The organism is Clostridium kluyveri DSM 555 (genome assembly GCF_000016505.1).
In the GTDB taxonomy this organism is placed as follows: Bacteria; Bacillota; Clostridia; order Clostridiales; family Clostridiaceae; genus Clostridium_B; species Clostridium_B kluyveri.
In genome coordinates this window covers 978,718-1,002,223 of record NC_009706.1, presented here as the reverse complement: position 1 = coordinate 1,002,223, position 23,506 = coordinate 978,718, and the positions used below count along the sequence as shown (strand labels likewise).

The 23,506-nt window shown below is 32.1% G+C and carries 19 protein-coding genes and 1 riboswitch; of the genes, 5 read left to right on the top strand and 14 right to left on the bottom strand.

The annotated features are described in order from the left end of the window. Positions 1–14: 14 nt before the first annotated feature. Entirely contained in the window at positions 15–1,931 is a 1,917-nt protein-coding gene (locus CKL_RS04880; RefSeq protein WP_012101364.1) for an NAD(+) synthase, read from the bottom strand. Between the two features lie 210 nt (positions 1,932–2,141). Here CKL_RS04880 and CKL_RS04875 point away from each other — a divergent pair, with 210 nt between their 5' ends. Beyond that, positions 2,142–3,014: a CvfB family protein gene (locus CKL_RS04875; protein WP_012101363.1), complete on the top strand. Its 873-nt coding sequence runs from the start codon at positions 2,142–2,144 to the stop codon at positions 3,012–3,014. A 61-nt stretch (positions 3,015–3,075) separates the two neighbouring features. On the opposite strand, the gene CKL_RS04870 is transcribed toward CKL_RS04875, so the two are convergent. After that, a complete protein-coding gene (locus CKL_RS04870; protein WP_012101362.1) occupies positions 3,076–5,697 on the bottom strand; it encodes a calcium-translocating P-type ATPase, PMCA-type in 2,622 nt (873 codons plus the stop codon). A 180-nt stretch (positions 5,698–5,877) separates the two neighbouring features. Here CKL_RS04870 and CKL_RS04865 point away from each other — a divergent pair, with 180 nt between their 5' ends. After that, the gene (locus CKL_RS04865) at positions 5,878–6,300 is read left to right on the top strand and encodes a YaaR family protein (RefSeq protein ID WP_012101361.1); all 423 of its coding nucleotides are present in this window, start codon (positions 5,878–5,880) and stop codon (positions 6,298–6,300) included. 150 nt (positions 6,301–6,450) lie between these two features. Here the strand turns inward: CKL_RS04865 and CKL_RS04860 are convergent, their stop codons facing one another. The 4 genes from CKL_RS04860 to CKL_RS04845 form a co-directional block, all read right to left on the bottom strand. After that, positions 6,451–7,722 carry a M14 family metallopeptidase gene (locus tag CKL_RS04860; RefSeq protein WP_012101360.1) on the bottom strand — a complete coding sequence of 424 codons (1,272 nt, stop codon included), beginning with the start codon at positions 7,720–7,722 and terminating at the stop codon, positions 6,451–6,453. A 93-nt stretch (positions 7,723–7,815) separates the two neighbouring features. After that, positions 7,816–8,334 (bottom strand): gamma carbonic anhydrase family protein, encoded by a 519-nt coding sequence (locus tag CKL_RS04855; protein ID WP_012101359.1) that lies wholly within the window; start codon positions 8,332–8,334, stop codon positions 7,816–7,818. 99 nt (positions 8,335–8,433) lie between these two features. Beyond that, positions 8,434–8,790: a hypothetical protein gene (locus CKL_RS04850; RefSeq protein WP_012101358.1), complete on the bottom strand. Its 357-nt coding sequence runs from the start codon at positions 8,788–8,790 to the stop codon at positions 8,434–8,436. Between the two features lie 128 nt (positions 8,791–8,918). Then, the gene (locus CKL_RS04845) at positions 8,919–9,893 is read right to left on the bottom strand and encodes an asparagine synthetase A (RefSeq protein ID WP_012101357.1); all 975 of its coding nucleotides are present in this window, start codon (positions 9,891–9,893) and stop codon (positions 8,919–8,921) included. A 329-nt stretch (positions 9,894–10,222) separates the two neighbouring features. On the opposite strand from CKL_RS04845, the gene CKL_RS04840 reads away from it, so the two are divergent. Together CKL_RS04840 and CKL_RS04835 are read left to right on the top strand one after the other, a co-directional pair. Then, positions 10,223–10,708: an Lrp/AsnC ligand binding domain-containing protein gene (locus tag CKL_RS04840; RefSeq protein WP_012101356.1), complete on the top strand. Its 486-nt coding sequence runs from the start codon at positions 10,223–10,225 to the stop codon at positions 10,706–10,708. A gap of 99 nt (positions 10,709–10,807) precedes the next feature. Continuing rightward, positions 10,808–11,035: a DUF378 domain-containing protein gene (locus tag CKL_RS04835; RefSeq protein ID WP_012101355.1), complete on the top strand. Its 228-nt coding sequence runs from the start codon at positions 10,808–10,810 to the stop codon at positions 11,033–11,035. A 73-nt stretch (positions 11,036–11,108) separates the two neighbouring features. Here the strand turns inward: CKL_RS04835 and argH are convergent, their stop codons facing one another. From argH to CKL_RS04800, 7 genes are all read right to left on the bottom strand, one after another. Next, the gene (argH, locus tag CKL_RS04830) at positions 11,109–12,425 is read right to left on the bottom strand and encodes an argininosuccinate lyase (protein ID WP_012101354.1); all 1,317 of its coding nucleotides are present in this window, start codon (positions 12,423–12,425) and stop codon (positions 11,109–11,111) included. Positions 12,426–12,428: 3 nt separating this feature from the next. Next, on the bottom strand, positions 12,429–13,634 hold the full coding sequence (locus CKL_RS04825) for an argininosuccinate synthase (RefSeq protein ID WP_012101353.1): 1,206 nt from the start codon (positions 13,632–13,634) through the stop codon (positions 12,429–12,431). Between the two features lie 141 nt (positions 13,635–13,775). Beyond that, the gene (locus CKL_RS04820) at positions 13,776–14,555 is read right to left on the bottom strand and encodes an amino acid ABC transporter ATP-binding protein (RefSeq protein WP_012101352.1); all 780 of its coding nucleotides are present in this window, start codon (positions 14,553–14,555) and stop codon (positions 13,776–13,778) included. A 29-nt stretch (positions 14,556–14,584) separates the two neighbouring features. Beyond that, positions 14,585–15,235 (bottom strand): ectoine/hydroxyectoine ABC transporter permease subunit EhuC, encoded by a 651-nt coding sequence (gene ehuC, locus CKL_RS04815; RefSeq protein WP_012101351.1) that lies wholly within the window; start codon positions 15,233–15,235, stop codon positions 14,585–14,587. 29 nt (positions 15,236–15,264) lie between these two features. Then, positions 15,265–16,074 (bottom strand): ABC transporter substrate-binding protein, encoded by an 810-nt coding sequence (locus tag CKL_RS04810; RefSeq protein ID WP_012101350.1) that lies wholly within the window; start codon positions 16,072–16,074, stop codon positions 15,265–15,267. A gap of 175 nt (positions 16,075–16,249) precedes the next feature. Next, positions 16,250–16,939 carry a beta/alpha barrel domain-containing protein gene (locus CKL_RS04805; protein WP_012101349.1) on the bottom strand — a complete coding sequence of 230 codons (690 nt, stop codon included), beginning with the start codon at positions 16,937–16,939 and terminating at the stop codon, positions 16,250–16,252. Positions 16,940–17,063: 124 nt separating this feature from the next. Continuing rightward, a complete protein-coding gene (locus CKL_RS04800; RefSeq protein WP_012101348.1) occupies positions 17,064–19,469 on the bottom strand; it encodes a homocysteine S-methyltransferase family protein in 2,406 nt (801 codons plus the stop codon). 257 nt (positions 19,470–19,726) lie between these two features. Continuing rightward, positions 19,727–19,837, top strand: a riboswitch (SAM riboswitch). Between the two features lie 156 nt (positions 19,838–19,993). Here CKL_RS04800 and CKL_RS04795 point away from each other — a divergent pair. Further along, positions 19,994–21,274, top strand: coding sequence for an O-acetylhomoserine aminocarboxypropyltransferase/cysteine synthase family protein (locus CKL_RS04795; protein WP_012101347.1), 1,281 nt, complete (start codon positions 19,994–19,996; stop codon positions 21,272–21,274). Between the two features lie 284 nt (positions 21,275–21,558). Here CKL_RS04795 and CKL_RS04790 read toward each other — a convergent pair whose 3' ends face one another. Beyond that, positions 21,559–23,484 carry an aconitate hydratase gene (locus CKL_RS04790; RefSeq protein WP_012101346.1) on the bottom strand — a complete coding sequence of 642 codons (1,926 nt, stop codon included), beginning with the start codon at positions 23,482–23,484 and terminating at the stop codon, positions 21,559–21,561. Between the last annotated feature and the right edge of the window lie 22 nt (positions 23,485–23,506).

Here is a 23,506-nt window from a genome sequence, read left to right as displayed (position 1 = left end):
TACTAAAATTGTTTTTATTTAAGCCATAAATTAAAACTAGCATCTGAAGGCATTCTCCAGTCACCTCTTGGAGATAAACTTACAGTACCCACCTTAGGACCATCTGGAATTGCAGAACGCTTAAACTGCTGGGTAAAGAATCTCCTTATAAACATATTGAGCCATTTCTCAATAGTGCTAATATCATAGTCATCTTTAAATGCATGTTTTGCTAAAAATAATATCTTTTTGTGGGAATAATTATGTCTTACAAAATAATATAAAAAGAAATCATGAAGTTCATAAGGTCCTACTATATCTTCAGTTTTTTGAGATATTTCACCGTCTTTTCCTTTAGGAAGTAATTCTGGACTTACAGGAGTATTTAATACATCTATTAAAATATCACCTATATTTTTTGAAACCTCCCTATCTGCAACATACCTAACTAAATATCTCACAAGAGTTTTAGGAACAGAACAATTTACTCCATACATGGACATATGATCTCCATTATAAGTACACCATCCAAGGGCAAGTTCCGACAGATCCCCTGTACCAATTGCAAGGCCCCCTTCTTTATTGGCTATATCCATTATAATTTGAGTTCTTTCCCTTGCCTGAACATTTTCATAGGTTACATCATGTATATCTCTGTTATGAGATATATCCTTAAAATGTTGAAGACAAGCATCCACTATATTTATTTCTCTAAATTCTGTACCTAAATTTTTACATAAACTTACTGCATTATTATAAGTCCTGTCTGTAGTTCCAAATCCAGGCATAGTTATGGTTATTATATTTTTCCTTGAAATTTTAAGAACGTCAAAAGTTTTTACTGTAACTAGAAGTGCTAATGTAGAATCAAGCCCTCCGGATATACCTATAACTGCCTTTTTTAAATTAGTATGACTCACTCTTTTTGCAAGAGCTGAAGTCTGTATATTAAATATTTCCCTGCATCTTGCTTCTCTCTCATATTCATTTGAGGGTACAAAAGGATGTTTGTCAATATTTCTATCAAATTCTCCACAATCTAAATTTTCGAATTGAAATTCTATATTTACAGGCCTCTGTGAACATTTCTTTACATTATCTCTAAAGCTCACATTTTTCAACCTTTGATTATTCAATCTGCCCAAATCTACAATTGAAGTAATAACTTCATTGTCCCTGTTAAATCTTTCATTGGCTTTTAATAATGTACCGTTTTCACAAATACACAGGTCTCCACTAAATACCAGATCTGTAGAAGACTCAAATACTCCAGATGAAACATACATATAGGAACACATACATCTTGCACTTTGAGAAGATACCAGATTTCTTCTATAAAAAGACTTGCTTACAATTTCATTGGATGCAGAAAGATTTCCTATGATATTAGCACCCATAAGAGTTAAATAGCTGCTTGGTGGTATTACAGCCCATAAGTCTTCACATATTTCAAAAGCAAATTTAAATTTCCCACAGGTAAATATTAAATTCACTCCAAAAGGTATACCCTTTTGAAAATATAAATCCACCCTTTCATCTATAATATGCAGCCCCTCTGTAAACCATCTTTTTTCATAGAACTCTTCATAATTTGGAATATAACTTTTAGGCACAATGCCTAAAAGTTCACCATTGAATATTACATATGCACAATTGTATAGACAATAATTAAATACAAGGGGTGCTCCTACTGCTATAAGTATATCTTTATCCTTTGAATAATCACAAAGATTTTTTAAAGCTTCTGTGGATTTTTCCAGGAGTAATTGCTGTTCAAAAAGATCTGCACAGGTATAGGATGTCATAGAAAGCTCCGGAAATACCACAAGCTTTGATTTTTCGGTCAAAGCCTTATCTATACATATTTTTATATTATTTAAATTAAATTCTATATCTGCTACATTTGTTAAAGGGCATGCTGCTGCTATCCTTATAAAATCCATTGATGACATATTTCTTCCTCCTTGGTAATAGTCTAATCTTATTATATACTTATATGCATTATAAGTATAGACACAAAATATTTGTTCTTAAGATATATGAATTCTCACGCTTTATATATATTTAAAAATATATTATAATTTTTGCTGACAATAATAATAACAATAGTATATAATAGGCTGTGAATAAAATTCACAAAATATAAAGGAAGTGAAATACAGTTGGTTCTTATAGGAAAATTCAACACTCTAAAAATAGTGAGAAAAGCATCCTTTGGTTATTATTTAGACGGAAAAACAGGTAATACTAGAGACGATATACTTCTTCCAAAAAGTAACGATGAAGAAGAGCTTCTCTCTGTGGGAGATGAGGTAAATGCTTTTATATACAAAGATTCAAAAGACAGGATAATAGCCACTTTAAAGGCTCCTAAAGCTACCGTAGAAAGCCTTGCTTATTTAAAAGTAGTATCAAATACAAGTTTTGGAAGTTTCATAGACATAGGACTGGAAAGAGATGTTCTTGTACCCCTTTCAGAGCAAAAATACCCACTGCTTCCTGAAAAGTATTATCTTTTTTACATATATTTGGATAAAACCAATAGAATAGCAGCCACTACAGATATAGACAAATATCTCCTTACAATAACTGATACTAAACCAGAACAAATAGAACAAAAATATACCATGGGTTCTGAAGTAACTGGCATAGTCTATGGATTTCAAACTAACGGCAGTGCCATGATAGCTGTAGATAATCTTTATAGAGGCGTAATACTAAAAAACGAATATTATATAGCCCTTTATCCAGGTGATGAACTAAATCTTAGGATAAAGAACATATATGAAGACGGCAAACTGAGTCTTACTCCAAGAAAAACACCCAAATATGAAAGAATATCTTTGGAAGAATCTATTTTAAATTATCTGAAAAATCATAACGGTTTTATGCCTTATAATGACAAGAGCTCTCCTGAAGATATAAAACGTGTTTTTCATGAAAGTAAAAATTACTTTAAAAATGCCTTAGGCGGACTTATGAAAAGAAACTTAATAACACAGGATGAGAAAGGCACAAAACTGAAAAAGCTTTAAAAGATTTTTTAAATTTCTAAGCTTTAAAAATTAAATATTCTTAAAGCTTAGAAATAAATTATTACTTTCTTTCTATTTTATTATAAATTATTTTTGCAATTTCATTTATAATAAGAGGTATAAGTGACAGGAGAATGACAAACATCCAGTCATTTGGTGTAAGAGTAAATACTTTAAATACTGAAGCTAAGAAAGGTACTGTAATAACTATATTCTGAAGTATTATACCTAAAATTATAGCCCCTATTAAATATTTATTGGTGAAAACCCCAATTTCAAATATGGATTTTTTATTATGCCTTATGCTTAAAGTATAAATCAATTGAGATATACTAAGTACCACAAAAGACATAGTCTGTGCATGTGTAACAGAATTTGGATATATCTTAATTCCTATATAAAAGGCAAACAAGGTAATTATACCTATTAAAATACCGTTTCCTACCAGGAAAGCACCATTTCTTCCTGAAAATAATCCCTCTTTTTGATCTCTAGGTTTTTCTTTCATTATATCAGGATCATCTGGATCTACTCCCAATGCCAAAGCTGGCAGACTATCTGTTATAAGATTTACCCAGAGAAGATGAATAGGTCTTAAGACTGCAGGCCACCCTAAGATTATTCCTATAAATAAAGCTATTATCTCTCCTATATTACAGGAAAGAAGAAATGTTATAGATTTTCTTATATTATTGTATATATTTCTTCCTTCCTTTACAGCTTCCACAATAGTTGAAAAGTTATCATCTGTAAGTATCATATCAGAGGCACCCTTTGCCACATCAGTTCCTGTAATACCCATAGCTACTCCTATATCTGCAGCCTTTAAAGATGGTGCGTCATTTACGCCATCTCCAGTCATAGATACTATATTCCCTTTTTCCTTTAAAGACTTAACTATTCTTACCTTGTGCTCTGGAGACACCCTTGCAAAAACTCTTAGATTATCAATTTTGTCTACAACTTCATCTTCTAACATCCTATCAAATTCTGCTCCCAGTATTACCTGTGAACTATCCTCTGCTATACCCAGTTCTTTTGCTATGGCATAGGCAGTGTTTTTATGGTCGCCTGTAATCATAACAGTTCTTATACCAGAGTTTTTACATTCTTCTATGGATTTTTTTACATTTTCTCTAGGTGGATCTATCATTCCCACAAGTCCTACAAAGATCAATTCACTTTCCATGGAATCAATTTTAATATCTGATGAATCCTCTATCTTAACTGCAGTTGCAAGTACTCTAAGAGCATCTTTTGACATCGAATCGGAAGCTTTTATTACTTTAGATTTCAATTCTTCTGTAAAATCTACTACATGACCTCCCAAATATATATAACTGCAGATTTTTATTAGATTATCTACTGCCCCTTTTGTAATCACATGATACTTATCCCCATATTCATTTAAAGTGGTCATGAGCTTCCTATCAGAATCAAAAGGTATTTCATTTACTCTGATATGCTCTTTACTTTCACTATCTTTAAATATATTAAACTTAAAGCCAAGTTCTAAAAGTGCAATTTCTGTTGGATCTCCTGTTTGTGAATCCTCTGAATAAGTAGCATCATTACAAAGTACCATATTTTCTATAAGTCTCTTATGTATAAAATTATTTGCATCTAACTTTAGGATATTATCTAAGGTATCATCCGCATAAAACTTTGTAACTGTCATTTTATTTTGAGTTAGAGTTCCAGTCTTGTCAGAACATATTATATTTACAGACCCCAATGTCTCTATAGCAGGAAGCTTTCTCACTATAGCATTCTTCTTTATCATTCTCTGTACCCCAACTGCAAGTACTATGGTAACCATAGCTGGAAGTCCTTCCGGAATAGCAGCTACAGCAAGACTTATAGCAGTTAAAAACATTTCGAATAAGTCTCTCTTTTGAATCACAGCTACTGCAAACATAAGAATACAAATTATAAGTACTACAAAACCTAGCATTTTTCCCAGCTGTGCCAATTTTTCCTGAAGAGGAGTCAAATTTTTACTATCGTCATGAAGCATCTTGGCTATTTTGCCTATTTCTGTGTCCATACCTACAGCTACAACCACTCCCACTCCCCTGCCATAAGTAACCAATGTAGACATAAAAGCCATATTTCTCTGATCTCCAAGAGCTACATCATCTTCTTTTAAAGTATCCTCTGCATATTTCTCCGAAGGTACAGATTCTCCTGTTAATGCTGATTCTTCTATTTTCAAATTTGCACTCTCTATTAACCTTAAATCACAGGGAACATATTTACCTGCATCTAAAATTACTATATCCCCAAGCACTACATCTTCTGAAGAAATTTCTATAATTCTTCCATCTCTTTTCACCAGTGCCTTAGGTACAGAAAGCTTTTTTAAAGATTCCAGTGCCTTTTCTGCTTTTGACTCCTGAATCAAACCTATAACTGCATTTAGTATAATTACAATACCTATTATAATTGCATCACTTATTTCATTAAGTAATGCAGAAACTACTGCCGCAGCCAAAAGTATATATATAAGAACATCGTTTATCTGTTCAAATAAAAGTATTAAAATTGACTTTTTCTTTTTTTCTGCTAATTTATTTTGTCCATATTTTTCTATTCTAATTTTTGCTTCTTTACTGGTAATACCATTTATGGAATCTGTATCTAATTCCTGTATTACCTCCTGGATACTTTTTTTGAACCACATAAAATCACCTACCCTTTATTGTATTTTTTGAACTTAATATATTCTTATACCTATTTCAAATAATTATTACAGATTAACTTTATTTTTGATATAATTTTTAATATAATTCACTATATTTTTATGAAAATATTATATATAATAATTTATAAGTATATTCTAATAAAAGCACGGAGGTAAATTATGGAAGTTTCTAGAATCGGTAGATCTTCTGCCCCTTCTTCTAAGAATAAAAGCATAAAAATAAAAAAGGATTTTTCTCAGAGCTTTAATTCTCAGATGGAAAAAAAGTCAGAACAAGAACTAAAAAACATGTTTGATAATATTAAGAAAAAGGGGAATAGACTATCCATAACAAAATGTTATGCAGACGTTAGAAGTTACAAAAAGATGATACAAGAATATCTGGAGTCAGTATTAAAGTATATGTATAATGTAAAAAAAGACATAAGCTTTTGGCAAACACAATATTTTATAACCGTAGATACCATAGACAGAAAACTGGAAGAACTTACTGAACTATTAATGAACGAACAGAAGGAAAATTTAAATATAGCCGCTACTATTGATGATATAAGTGGCCTTTTAGTGGATATATATAAATAAAAATTTCCCAAGGTGGCAGTAGTTAATACTCCTATCTTCTTTAAAGTGGGAGATACTCATTTCTTTATAGCAACCTCCACCTAAAACCTCTGAACCACTTGATAATTGTATTTAAATCCCTATGTATTCCACCTGAAGAGGTGGAATACATCATATTACAGATGCCAGTAAAAGTATTTCCTCATTATCCTCATATATTTTATCAAATTGACTTATAGGAAGAGGGTTTTTCCCTTTTCCTACTTCTATAGTGAATCCAGGTCTCCTATGATCTTGTATAAACCAGTCTTTATATCCCGCATAGGATGCTATTCCCGTAGTTTCTTCTAAAGAATAACCACTGGCCTTAGCAAACAACTCTCCTATTCTTCTTGACTCTGAAGGAGTTACTTCACCATACTGCCAGTAAATAACTTCTCCTTGACTATGATATGCTAATACCAGTCTAAAATTATGACCATTTGTGAATCTTACCATAGCCTTTGTCTCAGGTTCCGATACAGGATAAGGTCCTGAGTATCTGGTAGGTCCAGGTCCATATACCCCATAGAAAGCTTCCGCTTCTTTTGAAAGCTCCCACCCTGCATCATAATTATGATTAATATCCACCCCTCTATTATTGGCCTGCCAATCTTTAGAGAAATCTTCACTGCCATTATTCCATCTTTTCAAATCATAGTAAAAAGGATTATTCCTACTTAATCCATTCAAAACAAGTTCTACCCCATCAGGATTTACCATGGGAACTATATATATGCTACTATTTCTCCATATATCCCCTATATTATATCCTCTTATATTTTCTCCCCGGCTGTAAGCTCTAGAAAAATTCTCTATAAATTTCATTAGAAGTGGAGCCGTTATCCATTCCAGTGAATGATGAACTCCATTATATGATATTTCATTTGAGCCTACACCAAGTTTCACATAATAAAGCTGTTTTCCAAGTACACTTTCTCCTATACTGCCAACGGTTATAAAGGGGTACCTAGCTTCTAATCCCATAAGATCCGTTTCCAATATATTGTAGGTGTAATCTATATTTGTATCTACCACATCTATATTATAAGGTACCTTGACTTGTACACCCGGAATCAATTGAAAAGGTTCTATTCCGGGATTTGCTACTATTATGTCATACACGTCAGTTCCATATTTTTTAGCTATGCTGTACAGAGTATCCCCTGTTCTAATGGTATACATATCATATCCTAACATAAAACTTCTTAAAATTCTATAAGTATTAGGTCCTATTATTCCATCTACAATTAAGCCATGATTTCTCTGAAAAATTTCCACTGCTTTTTTAGTATCTGTACCATATATTCCATCTATTACTCCGGGATTATATCCTATTTTTTTTAGAGTTGCCTGTATATGCATAACTTCAGTGCCTCTAGATCCTAATTTGAAAATGGGCATATTTAATCTCCTAAATTATTTATGTTAATATATATCTATACTTTTGTAATAAAATAGGTGACTAAATTATATTTAAAATCCTCTGCATTCAATTTATACTATTATATATTGTTTATAACTTTTAGATTGTCTAATATACTCCTCTGCAGAATGTCTCAGAAATTTTTTTTCCTCTATAGTAAGTTTCCTTATGACTTTTGCTGGAGAACCCATACACAGTACTCCTGAAGGTATTTTTTTATTTTGAGTCACAAGGCTCCCTGCTCCTATAATAGTCTCTTCTCCAATTTCTGCATTATCTAAAATTATGGAACCCATGCCTATTAAAGAATAATTTCCAATCTTTCCTCCATGTACTATGGCATTATGACCTATGGTAACATACTCCCCTATCTCCGTGGGATTTTTATCTACACTTGTATGTATAGTACAATTGTCCTGTACGTTACTTCCTTTCCCCACATATATATGATTTAAATCTCCTCTAAGCACAGCACCAAACCATATACTTACATCTTCACAAAGTTTAACTTTCCCTATAACCTCTGCATTGTCTGCTATAAAACAACTTTCATCCAATTCTGGCATATAGTATTTGAATTTTCTTATCATAAACCCTCACTCCCTTGAAAATTAGTATTTTATTAAAGTAAATCACACCTGCTTAAATTATAGCTAATTTGCTCCTGGTATAAAAGTATCATAAACTTATTATTTTCCCCTATTTGCTCTATTGGGTTTAGCTTTGGGCCTTATCTTTATATCTTTACCCTTGGAAGATTTTCCTCCATTTTTATATATACCCCCATTTTTCAAATCTACAAACCATAAAAACAAGATTAAAAACACTGCAGAAGAAATATACTGCCATATGGTACCATTTAGATTATACTTAAAATAAGCTGAGATCACAGGCGGCAAAAAAAATGCTCCTATAGCCAGTATAAGAATCAGCCATTTGTTAGGATAAAATTTATGTAGTACATGGGATTTTAATAATTTATAAAAAATTATCACAAGTACCGTCATAACCAGTACTTGTAAAGCTATATTTAACCATGAAGGCATTTTATTTCCTCCTTTAATTTATATATTCTTATATTATTATATACTTTAAACGTAAAAAAATAAATAACAGCAGCTTTTTATACATTAAAAAGGCTGTCCCAAATCTTTATTTGAAGACAGCTTTTTGTTTAAAATATATATTTACCTTTTCCTGGCTTTCTACTAAATACAGTAACTTCATCAATATCATCCTGCTGGCAAACAAATCTAGTCATTCTTTCAACTCCAAATCCGGCCCCAGCTGTTTTGGGAATTTCTCCTCTTTTAGCCAGTTCAATATAATCTTTCATAGACTGTTCATCCATACCTGCTTCTCTCATTCTTGTTATAATTCTATCATAGTTATATTCTCTTTCTCCTCCGCTTAATCCTTCTACATAACCCATAGGCCATATTAAATCGTAATTTTTATATGTTCCCTTGTTTTCTAGGTCTTCAGCATCATAAAACTCTCTCTTGTGATTTATCAGCCAGAAAGGTCTAGTTGCTTCCTTTGAAGCAAGAGCTTCAAAGTCTTCTCCATACTTAGCCTTTAACTCTTGAGTAGTATGCCTTTCAAAAGGACCTGATACATCTAAATGAGAAGTTCCTACTCCCAATTTTTTAAATTCTTCTTTACACTCTTCTTTTATATAGCAAAATGCTTGTTCTATTAATCCTTCCATGAATCCAAATACGGTATCCATAGTTGCATCTTTAAACTCAAAGTCCACTTGGGTAAATTCAAATAAATGCCTTACGTCTCCTCTTTCTGGAAGTTCAAGCCTTACATTAGGGGATACAATGTATATCTTCTGTAAGTACGGATTTGATAAAGCCAGTTGTTTATGGAATATCATAGATTTTGTAACATTGAATTTTTGACCTCCATAAGTAAAATCACAATCTTCTACACTATGACAGAGAGGATCTGTTATGGGAGATATCATGTTAGGCAGAAGCCTTACTACTCCATTTTTATACATATAATCATCTACTGACCTTAATATTGCTTGTTGTATTTTAAGTATACTAGGTAATTTTTCCCTTTTGATTTTTTCAATTGTTTCATCTAAAAGTTTTAATTCTCTTTCATTCTCATCTTTTAATACATACGTTTTCATATATAAAAGCTCCCTTCAATATTCGGATAAACTATTTATTTTTTGCTTTTAATTTCTTTAACAATATAATAATACTTTTTTGTATAAATTACAATATTACTAATTAATATTATAATAATTTACTTATTTATCAAATATAGCTAGTTACCATTAAACAATTAGAAATTATTTGCCAATGATAACGTTTAAAATTATTAATTTGATAAAGTTTCTGATATAATGTTATTATAGGATTGTTATACATTTAAACTATAGTAAATTATATTAATGTAAATTTTATTAAAAAATTAAATTGATTTTAATAGATTTTAAAAAGGAGGAAATATAAATTGAGCTTAAAAATTAACGGGTTAGATGATTTAGACCTTCAAATTCTTGACATTCTTTTAAAGGACTCAAGAACTCCTTTTCTAGAAATAGCTAGAAAATGTCATGTAAGCGGCGGAACCATACATGTTAGAATGAAAAAAATGCAGGATATGCACATAATTAAAGGTACCAAACTTATAATTGACAACTCTAAAATAGGATATGATGTATGTGGTTTTATCGGCATATATCTTGACAAGGCTAAATCTTTCAAAGAGACCCTGGAACAATTGGAGAACATAAAAGAAATTGTAGAGATTCATTATACTACTGGAGAATATTCAATATTTATAAAGGTTATTTGTAAAAATATAACTGACCTGCAAAATTTACTTATGAATAAAATACAATCTGTAGAAGGAGTACAGAGAACAGATACCATTATATCTCTTTTCCAGCCTGTAGATAGAAGTTTAAATATAGATATCTTAAATAGCGAACACTAGTTTTTTATCTTCTTTTTATTTTAACTTATAAATTTTAAGAATATGGAAATAATAAATACGGGCACAATATTTTATATAAAATAAAAAGGAGATGTAAATATGAGAACACTAGATATTATTGCACTAGTATTAGTTGTAATAGGTGCTCTAAATTGGGGACTAATTGGATTTTTTAGATTTGATCTTATAGCAGCACTATTTGGAACAATGTCTACTTTCACCAGGGTACTATATGCTCTTGTAGGTCTTGGAGGATTATATGCTCTTTCATTTTTCGGAAAAGAAAGAACTTCCAGAGATACAAGAGATGCAGGTGAAGTTAAGTAGTTGTTAAAGAAATTATTTGCTCTAAAAAAGTGGAAAACTTTTCAATCAAGTTTTCCACTTTTTTAAGGTGCTATTATTTCAAATTTCTTTTTATTCCTCTATTTATCGTATTCTCATAATCTATAAAATCATATACATCCTCTTCAAAAAGAGAACTGAATTTTTTTAGCTCATCTAAAGAAATATCTTCTATGGCTCTATTCTTATCTTCACAATACAGCACAATTTCACCAATCACCTTATGTGCATCCCTAAATGCCATACCTTTATTAACTAAATAATCTGCTGCTTCTGTGGCATTTAAAAATCCCTTTTTAACTGCATTAAAAGTGTTTTTTTCATTGACTTTTAATGTGGAGAGCATACCACTCATAATCTTCAAACAACTTAATACAGTATCTAAGGAGTTAAAAAGCTGTTCTTTATCTTCCTGCATATCTTTATTATAGGCAAGAGGAATGCCTTTCATAGTAGTTAGCAGTGACACGAGTGACCCGTATACTCTCCCAGTTTTGCCTCTTATAAGTTCTGCAGCATCAGGATTCTTCTTTTGAGGCATTATGCTGCTTCCTGTGGAAAATTCATCATCTATTCGTATAAAATCAAATTCTTTACTGCTCCATAATATAAGTTCTTCACTTAAACGACTTAAATGCATCATTATTATAGAAAAATCTGATATCAACTCTATAACATAATCCCTGTCACTTACACCATCTAAAAAATTATCTACAGGTTTTTTAAATCCCAATTCTTGAGCAGTAAAATTTCTATCTATGTTATAAGTAGTTCCTGCTAATGCACAACATCCCAGAGGACTCTCATCCATGATACAAATGGCATTTAATATTCTTTCCCTATCTCTTTTAAACATGTGATAATATGCCATTATATGATGTTTAAAAGTTACTACCTGTGCCCTTTGAAGGTGAGTATATCCCGGCATTATTACATTATTTTTATCGCCAAGATTTTCTATTACATCCTGAAGATACTCTATATTTTCAACTACCTCTAGGGCTTTTCTCTTAGCATATAATCTAAAGTCCAATGCTACTTGGTCGTTTCTACTTCTGGCAGTATGTAATTTTTTTGCTACCTGTCCTATTCTTTCTATTAAATTAATTTCCACAAAGCTATGTATATCCTCATAATCTCCTTCTACCTCAAGTTTACCTTCCTCTATATCTTTTAATATAGATTCTAGTCCACTTAATATAGCTTTACTTTCTTCACTAGATAAGATATTACATTTAGCAAGCATTTTAACATGAACCATACTTCCTTCTATGTCTTCCTTGTAAAGTTGTCTATCAAAACTTAGAGAACTATTAAAATCCTCCATAAGTTTACTTTCAGATTTTTTAAATCTCCCGCCCCAAAGCTTCATAATTTAATTTCCCTTCTCCTTTTCTATCATAGCTTTAATTTTATATGGAAGACTAAATATTTTAATAAATCCTTCAGCATCTTTATGATCATATAATTCACTTGCACCAAAAGATGAAATGTCCTCATCATATAGTGCATATGGAGCATCCACTCCAGCCACCATAACATTTCCCTTATAAAGCTTTAATTTTACACTTCCCGTTACATTCTTTTGAGTAACTTCTACAAAAGCGTCTAGTGCTTCTTTTAAAGGGCTGAACCATAACCCATCATATACAAGTTCTCCATATTTTTGAGATATCATTTGCTTATAATGTGCTGTATTCTTATCTATGGTCAATCTTTCAAGAGCAGCATGGGCAGCATATAATATTGTTCCCCCTGGTGTTTCATAGACCCCTCTTGATTTCATGCCAACCAATCTATTTTCTACCATATCTACTATTCCAATTCCATTTTCTCCACCTAATTTATTAAGAGTTTGCATCATTTCTACAGGAGGCAATTCTTTTCCATCCAATTTTTTAGGAATACCCTGTTCAAAATACAGTTCTACATAAGAAACCTCATCTTTTGCTTTTTCCGGAGGAGTTGTCATAAAGTACATGCTGCTTTTATGTTCATTTTTAGGATCCTCCAAGTCCCCTCCTTCATGGCTTACATGCCATATATTTTTATCATTTGAATATATTTTTTCTTTAGTTACAGGTACTTCTACTCCTTTAGAGTTTGCATAATCTATGGCATCTTCTCTGGATTTTATATCCCATATTCTCCATGGTGCTATTATACCCAATTTAGGATCAAAACTTGCTACTCCTACTTCAAAACGTACCTGATCATTGCCTTTCCCAGTACATCCATGAGCTATATATTTAGCTCCTTCTGCATGGGCTATTTCTACTAATCTTTTTGCCATAAGGGGCCTTGCAAGAGAAGTTCCAAGTAAATATGCATCTTCATACAATATATGAGCTTTTACCGCACTAAATAAATAATCCCTTACAAACTCTTCCTTTACATCTTCAATATATACTTTAACTGCCCCGGTTTTTATTGCCTTATTTCTTACTGCCTCCATGTCATCATCTTGTCCCACATCTATACAAGCAGCAATAACATCCAAATCATAATTTTCCTTAAGCCAAGGAATAATAATTGAGGTATCAAGTCCTCCTGAATATGCCAATACAACTTTATCTTTCATAAATCAGACCTCCAAATTATATCAAAATTTTTTATATACTATACCAATAGCTAGTTAAACTCAATAACTACTCTTTCTTTAATTAATACTATTTTCTCTAAAAACTATAATTTATGAACCTCTTAGTGGTTATTCAAATAACTATTTAATAACCTTATCCAAGAAAGCTTTTGTTCTGGTTTCTTTAGGATTGGAAAATATTTCTTCAGGAGTACCCTGCTCAACTATTTTCCCACCATCCATAAATATAACTCTATCTGCAACTTCTTTTGCAAAGCCCATTTCATGACTCACAACCACCATGGTCATTCCATCCTTTGCCAAGTCCTTCATTACATTCAAAACTTCTCCAACAAGTTCCGGATCAAGTGCTGATGTAGGCTCGTCAAACAACATTATATCTGGATTCATAGCAAGAGCCCTTGCTATAGCAACTCTTTGCTGCTGTCCTCCTGAAAGTTTAGATGGATAATAATCCATTTTATCTCCAAGTCCAACTTTATTTAAAAGTTTTTTGGCTCTTTCAAGTACCACTGCTTTCTTTTCCTTTTTAACTATCAAAGGTGCTTCCATAACATTTTCAATAGCAGTCATATGAGGAAACAGATTAAAGCTTTGAAATACCATGCCCATCTTGGTAGTTATTTTTCTAAGTATTTTTTTATCCTTTGGATTTAATTCTTCCCCTTCTATAATTATGGTTCCACTGTCTAAATCCTCTAGGTGATTCAAGCATCTTAAAAGAGTACTTTTACCTGATCCTGATGCCCCTATCACTACCAGAACTTCTCCTTTTTTTACCTTTATATTCAAATCCTTAAAAACTGTTAAATTATTAAAACTTTTAGTTAAGTTTATTCCTTCTATCATATATTCTAATTTATCTGAATCTTCATAATTATTCAAAATTATATTTTCCATATAATTATACCTCCAATTATATTTTACTATTAACTATAAACAGCTAATTTTTTTTCAAATGCTGAAAATACAGTTGTAAACATAGTTGTCATTATAAGATATAAAACCGCTGCTGTAAAAAATACAGATATGGGATCAAAACTGCTTGCATATATCTGCTGAGCTGATCTCATAAGTTCAACCATTGCTATAGTAGATACCAATGAAGTATCTTTCAATATAGCTATAAATTCATTTCCCACTGGAGGTATTATAACTTTCCAGGTTTGAGGTAATATTATCCTTCTCATGGTCTCTCCATAACTGAAGCCTAAAGCTTTGGCTGCTTCAAACTGCCCTTTGTGTATAGATTGTATTCCACCTCTTATTATCTCTGCCATATAGGCACCACAATTTAATGCAAGACCCAATACAGCCGCCGAAAAAGGTTTAAGTTCTATACCCACAAAAGGTAACCCATAGTAAAAGAAAAATAATTGAAGTAGTAATGGAGTACCTCTAAATACCCAGGTATAAATACTTGATATAATTCTTAGTACCATATTTTTAGATAATTTTAAAAGTGCTAAAAATATTCCAAGAATAGTCCCAAGTATCAAAGTAATAACTGTAAGTTCTATGGTCATTACACTGCCCTTTAATAGGATAGGTAATATGTCCTTAATAAATCCCACGTCCACTGCTTTCATACACTTCCTTTTGCATATATTTATTTATATATGTCTTCCCCAAACCATTTAGCTGAGATTTTAGACATTGTTCCATCTTCTTTTAACTCATTTACTGCCCTTTGTACTGCTTCTTCTAGTTCCTTATCACCTTTTCTAAATCCTATGCCCATTGGTTCACTAGTAAGCTTTTCATTTAATACAGTATACTTTCCTTTTTTATCATCAGCTGATATATAATACTTTCCAACAGGTTCATCTACTATAACTGCATCAATTCTTCCTATTAATAGATCTTGAAGTTCCTCTGTAGTTTTATCATATTTTTTAACTTCTTTTAAACCTGTTAATTCTTTAGCAACCTTTTCACTGGTTGTACCAAGTCCTACTCCTACTATTTTTCCCTCAAGATCTTTTGAAGTCTTAATTGTATCATTTTCAACTTTAGTAATTATAATCTGTGAATTTTCTATATAAGGTTCTGAAAAATCTATTTCTTTCTTCCTATCTTCATCAATACTAAGTCCTGAAATTATTACATCAAATTTACCCGATTTAAGAGCCAAAACTATACCATTAAATTCAGTACCTACAAATTCAGTTTTCACTCCAAGTTTTTCCCCTATGGCATTAGCCATATCCACATCAAATCCTTGAAGAACATTTTTACTATCCCTAAATTCCATTGGTGGAAAAGAATCTTCTAATCCTATTTTTAAAACCCCTGCCTTTTTCACTTTTTCAAGAGAATTTTGTGTCTCATTACCGCTATTATTACCACAGCCTGTGAATAAGGCAACTGTAAAAATGATCATTACTAATGAAACTATTGCCTTTTTAAAATTTCTCATTATTTCTCCCCTTTTCTAAAATAATTAAACTTTAACTCCTTAGGTTAAGTACATAAATAATTATACATATATTATTATAATTATGCAATACCTTCTTCATTTTTTTAAATATATTTTACACTTAAATAAAAACTGCACTTATATTAAACAATATTATTTAATATAAGTGCAACTTTTAATAAGCATTTCTATACCTTTCCATACTTTCCTTAAATAATTCTGCTGTTGAAGGTGGAGTATAAGAAATAGCATTTGCACCTGCCTGTATTGTTTCCCTAATGCTATCTTCGGTCTTTCCGCCCGTAGCTATTATGGGGAACTCTTTATAATTTTCTCTTATCTTTTTCACGAGCTCTGCACTATTCTTACCAGCAGATACATTTAATATGGAAGCTCCTGATTTTATTCTCATCTCAATATCATCCCGCTCAGATACTACTGTAACTACAATAGGAATGTCAATAGAGTCCCTAACTGCCCTTATAACCTCATTAGATGTTGGACTATTCACCACTACTCCCATAGCTCCTGTAAACTCAGCATTTAATGCCAAATTTACAACCCTTTTTCCCATAGTAAGTCCTCCTCCTACGCCACAAAATATTGGCACATCAGAGACTGCAACTAAGGCTTCACTTATAACTATCTGTGGAGTAAAAGGATAAACTGCTAAAATTGCATCTGCATTTATATTTTTTATAACTGCTATATCTGTAGTAAATGCAAGGGATTTTATTCTCTTTCCAAAAATATTTATTCCACTAGCTTCTCTAATTACAAGAGGCAGATTTATCATATGATCTCTAAGTGTCCCTCTTATTTCAGGTACATATTTTACACTTTTTTGATTAGCTCTTTGACTCATTTCTTATCTCTCCAAATCGGCTTTTATATGATTTTACTTTCATAACTATTTTATATTAATCTGAAAAAATATTCTATAAAAAGATTTAATTTAATATAATTTTAACCATATCCTTAGATAAATTTTAAATTAAAAATACCTCTTCTGCTATTTTAACAGCTTCTCTGGCATCTTTGGCATAATAGTCCGCTCCTATCATATCTGCATAATTTTGATTCAATACCGCTCCCCCTACTACGATCTTACAGTTAAGGTTATTTTCTCTTATAGCTTCTATAGTTTTTTTCATACTAGCTACAGTAGTGGTCATAAGTGCACTTAATCCAACTAGTTTTATATTATTATCTCGTATGGTATTTACTATATTATCTATATCTACATCCCTTCCTAGGTCTATAACTTCAAAACCATAATTTTCAAGCAGCACTTTAACTATATTTTTCCCTATATCATGTATATCACCTTTTACTGTAGCTAGTACTATTGTACCCTTTTCTAAACTTTTCTGTCCGCTGCTCAACATATTATCTTTTATTATTTCAAAAGATTTTTTTACAGTTTCCGCCGACTGTATAAGTTGAGGCAAAAATATATCCTGCAATTCATACTGTTTTCCCACTTCATCTAATGCAGGAATTATATAAGAATTTACTATTTCAAGGGCCTTTTTATTCTTTAAAAGCTCTGTTGTCATAGCTTCAGCCTCATCTTCAATTCCATCAATAATCAATTGTTTAAGATCTTTTAAATTATTATCCGCATTTTTAAGCGGACTATTACCTTCTCCTTTTGGCTTTTCATCTTTAGATTTATTTCCATATTTAATTACATATTCTTTTCCTTCTTTATCTATGTTGGTAAGCACTTGAAAAGCAGCTATAACCTCTTTCATAGACTCATCTGCGGGATTCATTATTGGTAAATTCAATCCTGCCTGCAGTGCCATAGCAAGAAAAGTTCTATTTAGTATACTTCTGTTTGGAAGCCCAAAGGATATATTACTTACTCCCAAAACAGTTTTTACTCCAAATTTTTCTGTTACCATTTTTATAGCTTTTATTGTCTCTAATACTTCTTTTTGTTGGGCAGATACAGTTAAAGTTAGACAATCTATTATTATATTCTTTTTATTAATACCATAAATACTTGCAGTTTTAATTATTTTTTCTGCAATTTTTACTCTTCCTTCTGCTGTATGAGGTATTCCCTTTTCATCTATGGTAAGTGCTATAACACATCCTCCATATTTTTTTACTATGGGAAATACTTCTTCCATAGATTTTTTACTTCCATTTACAGAGTTTATCACAGGTTTTCCATTATACATTCTTATTCCAGTTTCTAAAACTTGTGGATCAGGACTATCTATACTAAGAGGCAATTGAACTACTTTCTGTACCGCCCTAATTGCCTTTTTCATAATTTCAACTTCATTAATTTCTGGAAGTCCCACATTTACTCCAAGTATATTTGCTCCTTCTTCCTTTTGCATAATAGCCTCTTTTTGTATATAATTGATACTTCCTTCTTTTAATTCCTTTTTATAAATACTTCTTCCTGTAGGATTAATTCTTTCTCCAATAATCTTTATTTTTTCACCTACTATAACCGTATCTGTGGCAGAACACACTGCTGTATAATGCTTTTCTTCTATATTCAAAGGTGTTAACCCTTCTAAATCCTTTCTACACATTCTTATAAATTCTGGAGTAGTACCACAGCATCCTCCTAAGACTCTGATCCCTTTTTGAGCCATGGTTAATACATTCTCTGCAAAATCTTCAGGGGATATATCATAAATTGTATTTTCCCCATCATACCTTGGAAGTCCTGCGTTAGGCTGCACCATAACCGGTATAGAAGAATATTTCAAAATTTCTTCCACAATCCCTTGAAGCTCTTTAGGCCCTAAAGAACAGTTAACCCCAAGAACATCAACCCCTAAAGCTTCAAGTACAAATACCATAGTTTTAGCATCTGTACCCATAAGAGTTCTTCCATCTTCCTGAAATGTCATTGTACAAAATATAGGGATATTACTATTTTCCTTTGCTGCAAGGACAGCTGCTTTTGCCTCATACAAGTCAGTCATAGTTTCTATTAGAACCACATCCGCACCAGACTTTTCACCTATAACGATTTGATTCTTAAATAATTTATATGCACTTTCAAAGCTTAAATTTCCTGTAGGTTCCATAATCTTTCCAATAGGCCCTATATCAAGAGCCACCAATTTATCTCCTGCTTCTTGTTTTGCAAGTTTTACTCCAGCTGAAATCACATCTTCTATGGTGTAATCAGAAGAATCATATTTTAATTCATTAGCTCCAAAAGTGTTAGTTGTTATGATATCTGCTCCTGCATCTAAGTACTTTCTATGTATCCCACTTATTATTTCAGGATTTGTAATATTAAGTACCTCTGGTAATTCTCCTAATTTAAGTCCTGCTTTTTGAAGCATTGTTCCCATAGCTCCATCAAAAAAAATAAATCTATTATTGAATTTATCTACTAAATTTTTAAAATTCATTATGTCTCCTCTTTTCCCAAGTACTCTATACCTGATTAAACTATAACCTTATATTTATGCAATAAAACATTAATTATTTATCCATATAACTCTAAATTATGTCTTCATTCTTTTTTCATAATAAATATTTTAATATTGCTTGTCAACATTTTTACAATGTTCCACTCCCCAAAAATAAAAAATAATTATTTTTTTTGATTTTTCTATTGACAAGTATTATATATATCTGTTATCATTTTTTCAATCGAATACGGAACTTCTTATCCAGAGAGGCAGAGGGACTGGCCCTATGATGCCCGGCAACCTGAATGATTTTTTATTGTTCAACGGTGCTAATTCCAGCAGGTGTGAAACCTGGAAGATGAGAAGCATGAAGAAAATCTTCTTGTAACTTATCTTACAAGAAGATTTTTATTTTTACTTTTCTTTAGATTGTAAACAAGAAGTTTCGTGCAAGATATTAAAAACTTCAAAAATAATAAATAAAGAATATCTGATGCAAAAATATGAAGGAGGAATATATAATGAGTGAAAAAAAATTATCATTTGAAACATTACAGGTACATGCAGGTCAGGTGCCAGATCCAACTACTGGTGCCAGAGCAGTTCCGATCTATCAGACTACATCCTTTGTTTTTAAAGATGCAGATGAAGCTGCAGACTTTTTCCAATTGAAGAAACCAGGAAACGTATATGCTAGAATAATGAACCCTACTGAAGATGTATTTGAACAGAGAATAGCAGCCCTTGAAGGAGGCTCTGCGGCCCTTGCTACATCATCTGGAATGGCGGCAATTTTATACTCCATACTTAATGTAGCCAATTCTGGAGATGAAATAGTATCAGTCAGCACACTGTACGGCGGAACTTATGAATTATTTAAGGTGACCTTAAAGAAACTTGGAATTAATGTAATATTTGTAGATCCAGATGACCCTGAAAATATTAGAAAAGCTATTACTCCTAAAACTAAAGCAGTTTATGGAGAGACAATAGGCAATCCAAGAATTAATATTTTAGATATAGAGGCTGTAGCAAATATTGCTCATGAGAATAAGATACCTCTTATTTTAGATAATACATTTGGAACACCATACCTCGTAAGACCAATAGAATACGGTGCAGATGTAGTTATTCATTCTGCGACCAAATTTATTGGAGGACATGGAGCTGCAGTTGGTGGAGTTATAGTTGATGGTGGTAAATTTGACTGGGCAGCAAGTGGCAAATTTCCTGATTTCACCACACCTGATGAAAGTTATGGTGGACTTATATATTCTGACTTAGGTGCTGTAGCTTTTGCAACAAAAGCAAGAGTTCAACTTTTGAGAAATACAGGTGCTACAATTAGTCCTCAGAATGCCTTCTATTTTCTATTAGGCCTAGAATCTTTATCCTTAAGAGTTGAAAGACATGTATCAAACACACGAAAAATAGTAGAATTTTTAAATAATCATCCAAAAGTTTCTTGGATAAATTATCCTGAGCTAGAAAGTAGTCCATATAGAGAATTATCAAAAAAATATTTTCCAAAAGGAGCAGGTTCTATATTTACCTTTGGAATAAAAGGTGGTCTTGAAGCAGGAAAGAAATTTATAAATAGCCTTAATTTATTTTCACTACTTGCAAATGTAGCAGATGCTAAATCCCTTGTAATTCATCCATCAAGCACTACCCACTCAGAACTTAATGAAGAGCAGCAAAGATCAGCAGGAGTTACTCCGGATCTTGTAAGACTTTCCATTGGAGTTGAAGGTGTTGAAGACCTTATAGATGATTTGGAACAAGCTCTTGCCCAAGTTTAATAACATGCACTGTGATTAATTATTTAAAACTCCTCCTACAAATTAAATAATTAATATCCACTTATTTAAAAAACTATATTTTAAATAAGCACCACAATTATTACTAATTCTTGTAACAAAAATAGTAATTATATATTACATCACCTCCTAAATTTATTTAAATAGTCCCTGGATGCTTTCGGAAAAATCCAGGGACTCTATATTAACTATTTTTTGAACTTCTACATTTCCTGGAATAAAAACGACTTGATGTTTCATCAAATTTATTTCAAGCTGTTAAAATTTTAGTTATTGATTCTCTTTACTAAATTCAATAATCCTCCGTACCTTATCATATTTCTCTGCCTATCTGTGGCATCAAATATCATCCTATATTCTTCATCTTTAGTTTTGTTAGACACTATAACAATATTATTATCAATTTGTGTCAATGCATCCTTAATTTCTAATTCATCCATAACATTTATTTTGTCATAGTCCTCTAAATTTTCAAATACCAAAGTAATTATCCCATTATTTATAAGATTGGCTTTGTGGATTCTTGCAAAAGATTTAGCAAATACTGCTTTCACCCCCAAATAAAGTGGTGCTAAAGCTGCATGTTCCCTACTTGAACCCTGACCATAATTACTCCCTCCTACTATAAATCCTCCTTGATTTTCCTTTGCTTTTCTAGGAAAATCCTCATCACAGGGAGTTAGACAATATTCAGCCAAGTAAGGTATATTAGACCTATAAGGTAAAAGCTTAGCATTAGAAGGCATTATATGATCTGTAGTTATATTATCTCCTACTTTTGTGAGAATCTTTCCTTCTACAACTTCTCCCAAAGCTTTTGCCTTAGGAAAAGGTTTTATGTTAGGTCCCCTTACTACTTCAACTTCTCTTCCATCTTCTGAAGGATCAACTATCATATTATCTTCTACTAAGAATTTAGAAGGCATTTCTATATCAAAGTACTCTCCTAAAGTTCTTGGATCTGTAATATGCCCTGTTAACGCGGAAGCTGCTGCAATTTCTGGACTAACCAAATATATTTTAGCAGATTTGGTTCCAGATCTTCCTTCAAAGTTTCTATTAAAAGTTCTAAGGGAGACAGCATCAGTAGATGGTGATTGTCCCATGCCTATACAAGGCCCACAGGCACTTTCAAGTATTCTGGCTCCAGCTGCTACCATAGAAGCCAAAGCACCATTCTCCGCTAACATAGTTAAAACCTGTTTAGATCCTGGAGATATTACTAAGGATACATTTTCACTTACAGTATTTCCCTTTAATATGTTTGCAACTTTCATCATGTCCACATAAGAAGAATTAGTACAACTTCCTATGCACACCTGATTCACTTTTATATTTTTCAATTCAGAAACAGGTACTACATCGTCAGGACTATGCGGACACGCTACCATAGGCTCAAGCAGAGATAAATTTATCTCCATTTCTTCATCATATACCGCATCTTCATCCGGCTGTATTAAATAAAAGTCTTCTTCTCTTCCCTGTGCTTTTAAAAATTTCTGTACTACATCATCACTAGGGAATATAGAAGTCGTAGCACCCAGTTCTGCACCCATGTTGGTTATGGTAGCCCTCTCTGGTACAGACAGAGTTTTAACTCCCTCTCCAGTATATTCAAAAATCTTTCCCACTCCACCTTTAACTGTGAGCCTTTTTAACATCTCCAAAATTATATCCTTGGCCGTAACCCAAGGACTCAATTTTCCAGTTAAGTTTACCTTTACAATAGAGGGCATATTTACATAATATTCTCCCCCTCCCATAGCTACAGCTACATCCAATCCACCTGCACCAATGGCCAGCATTCCTATGCCTCCACCAGTAGGAGTATGGCTGTCTGAACCTAAAAGAGTATCTCCTGGAACTCCAAATCTCTCTAAATTAACTTGGTGGCATATTCCATTTCCTGGTCTTGAAAAATATATACCATGTTTTTTCGCTACAGTTTGAATATAAAGGTGATCATCTGCATTTTCCGGTCCAGACTGTAGTATATTATGATCAATATAGGCTACAGAGCGTTTTGTTTTAACTCTATCTATTCCTAACGCCTCAAATTGAAGATAAGCCATAGTCCCTGTAGAATCCTGTGTAAGGGTTTGATCTATCTTTATGGCTATTTCTTTTCCAGGTATCATTTCACCTTTAACTAAATGATTTTTTATGATTTTCTGTGATGCATTTAATCCCATTCCTATCCTCCATTTTTATAAA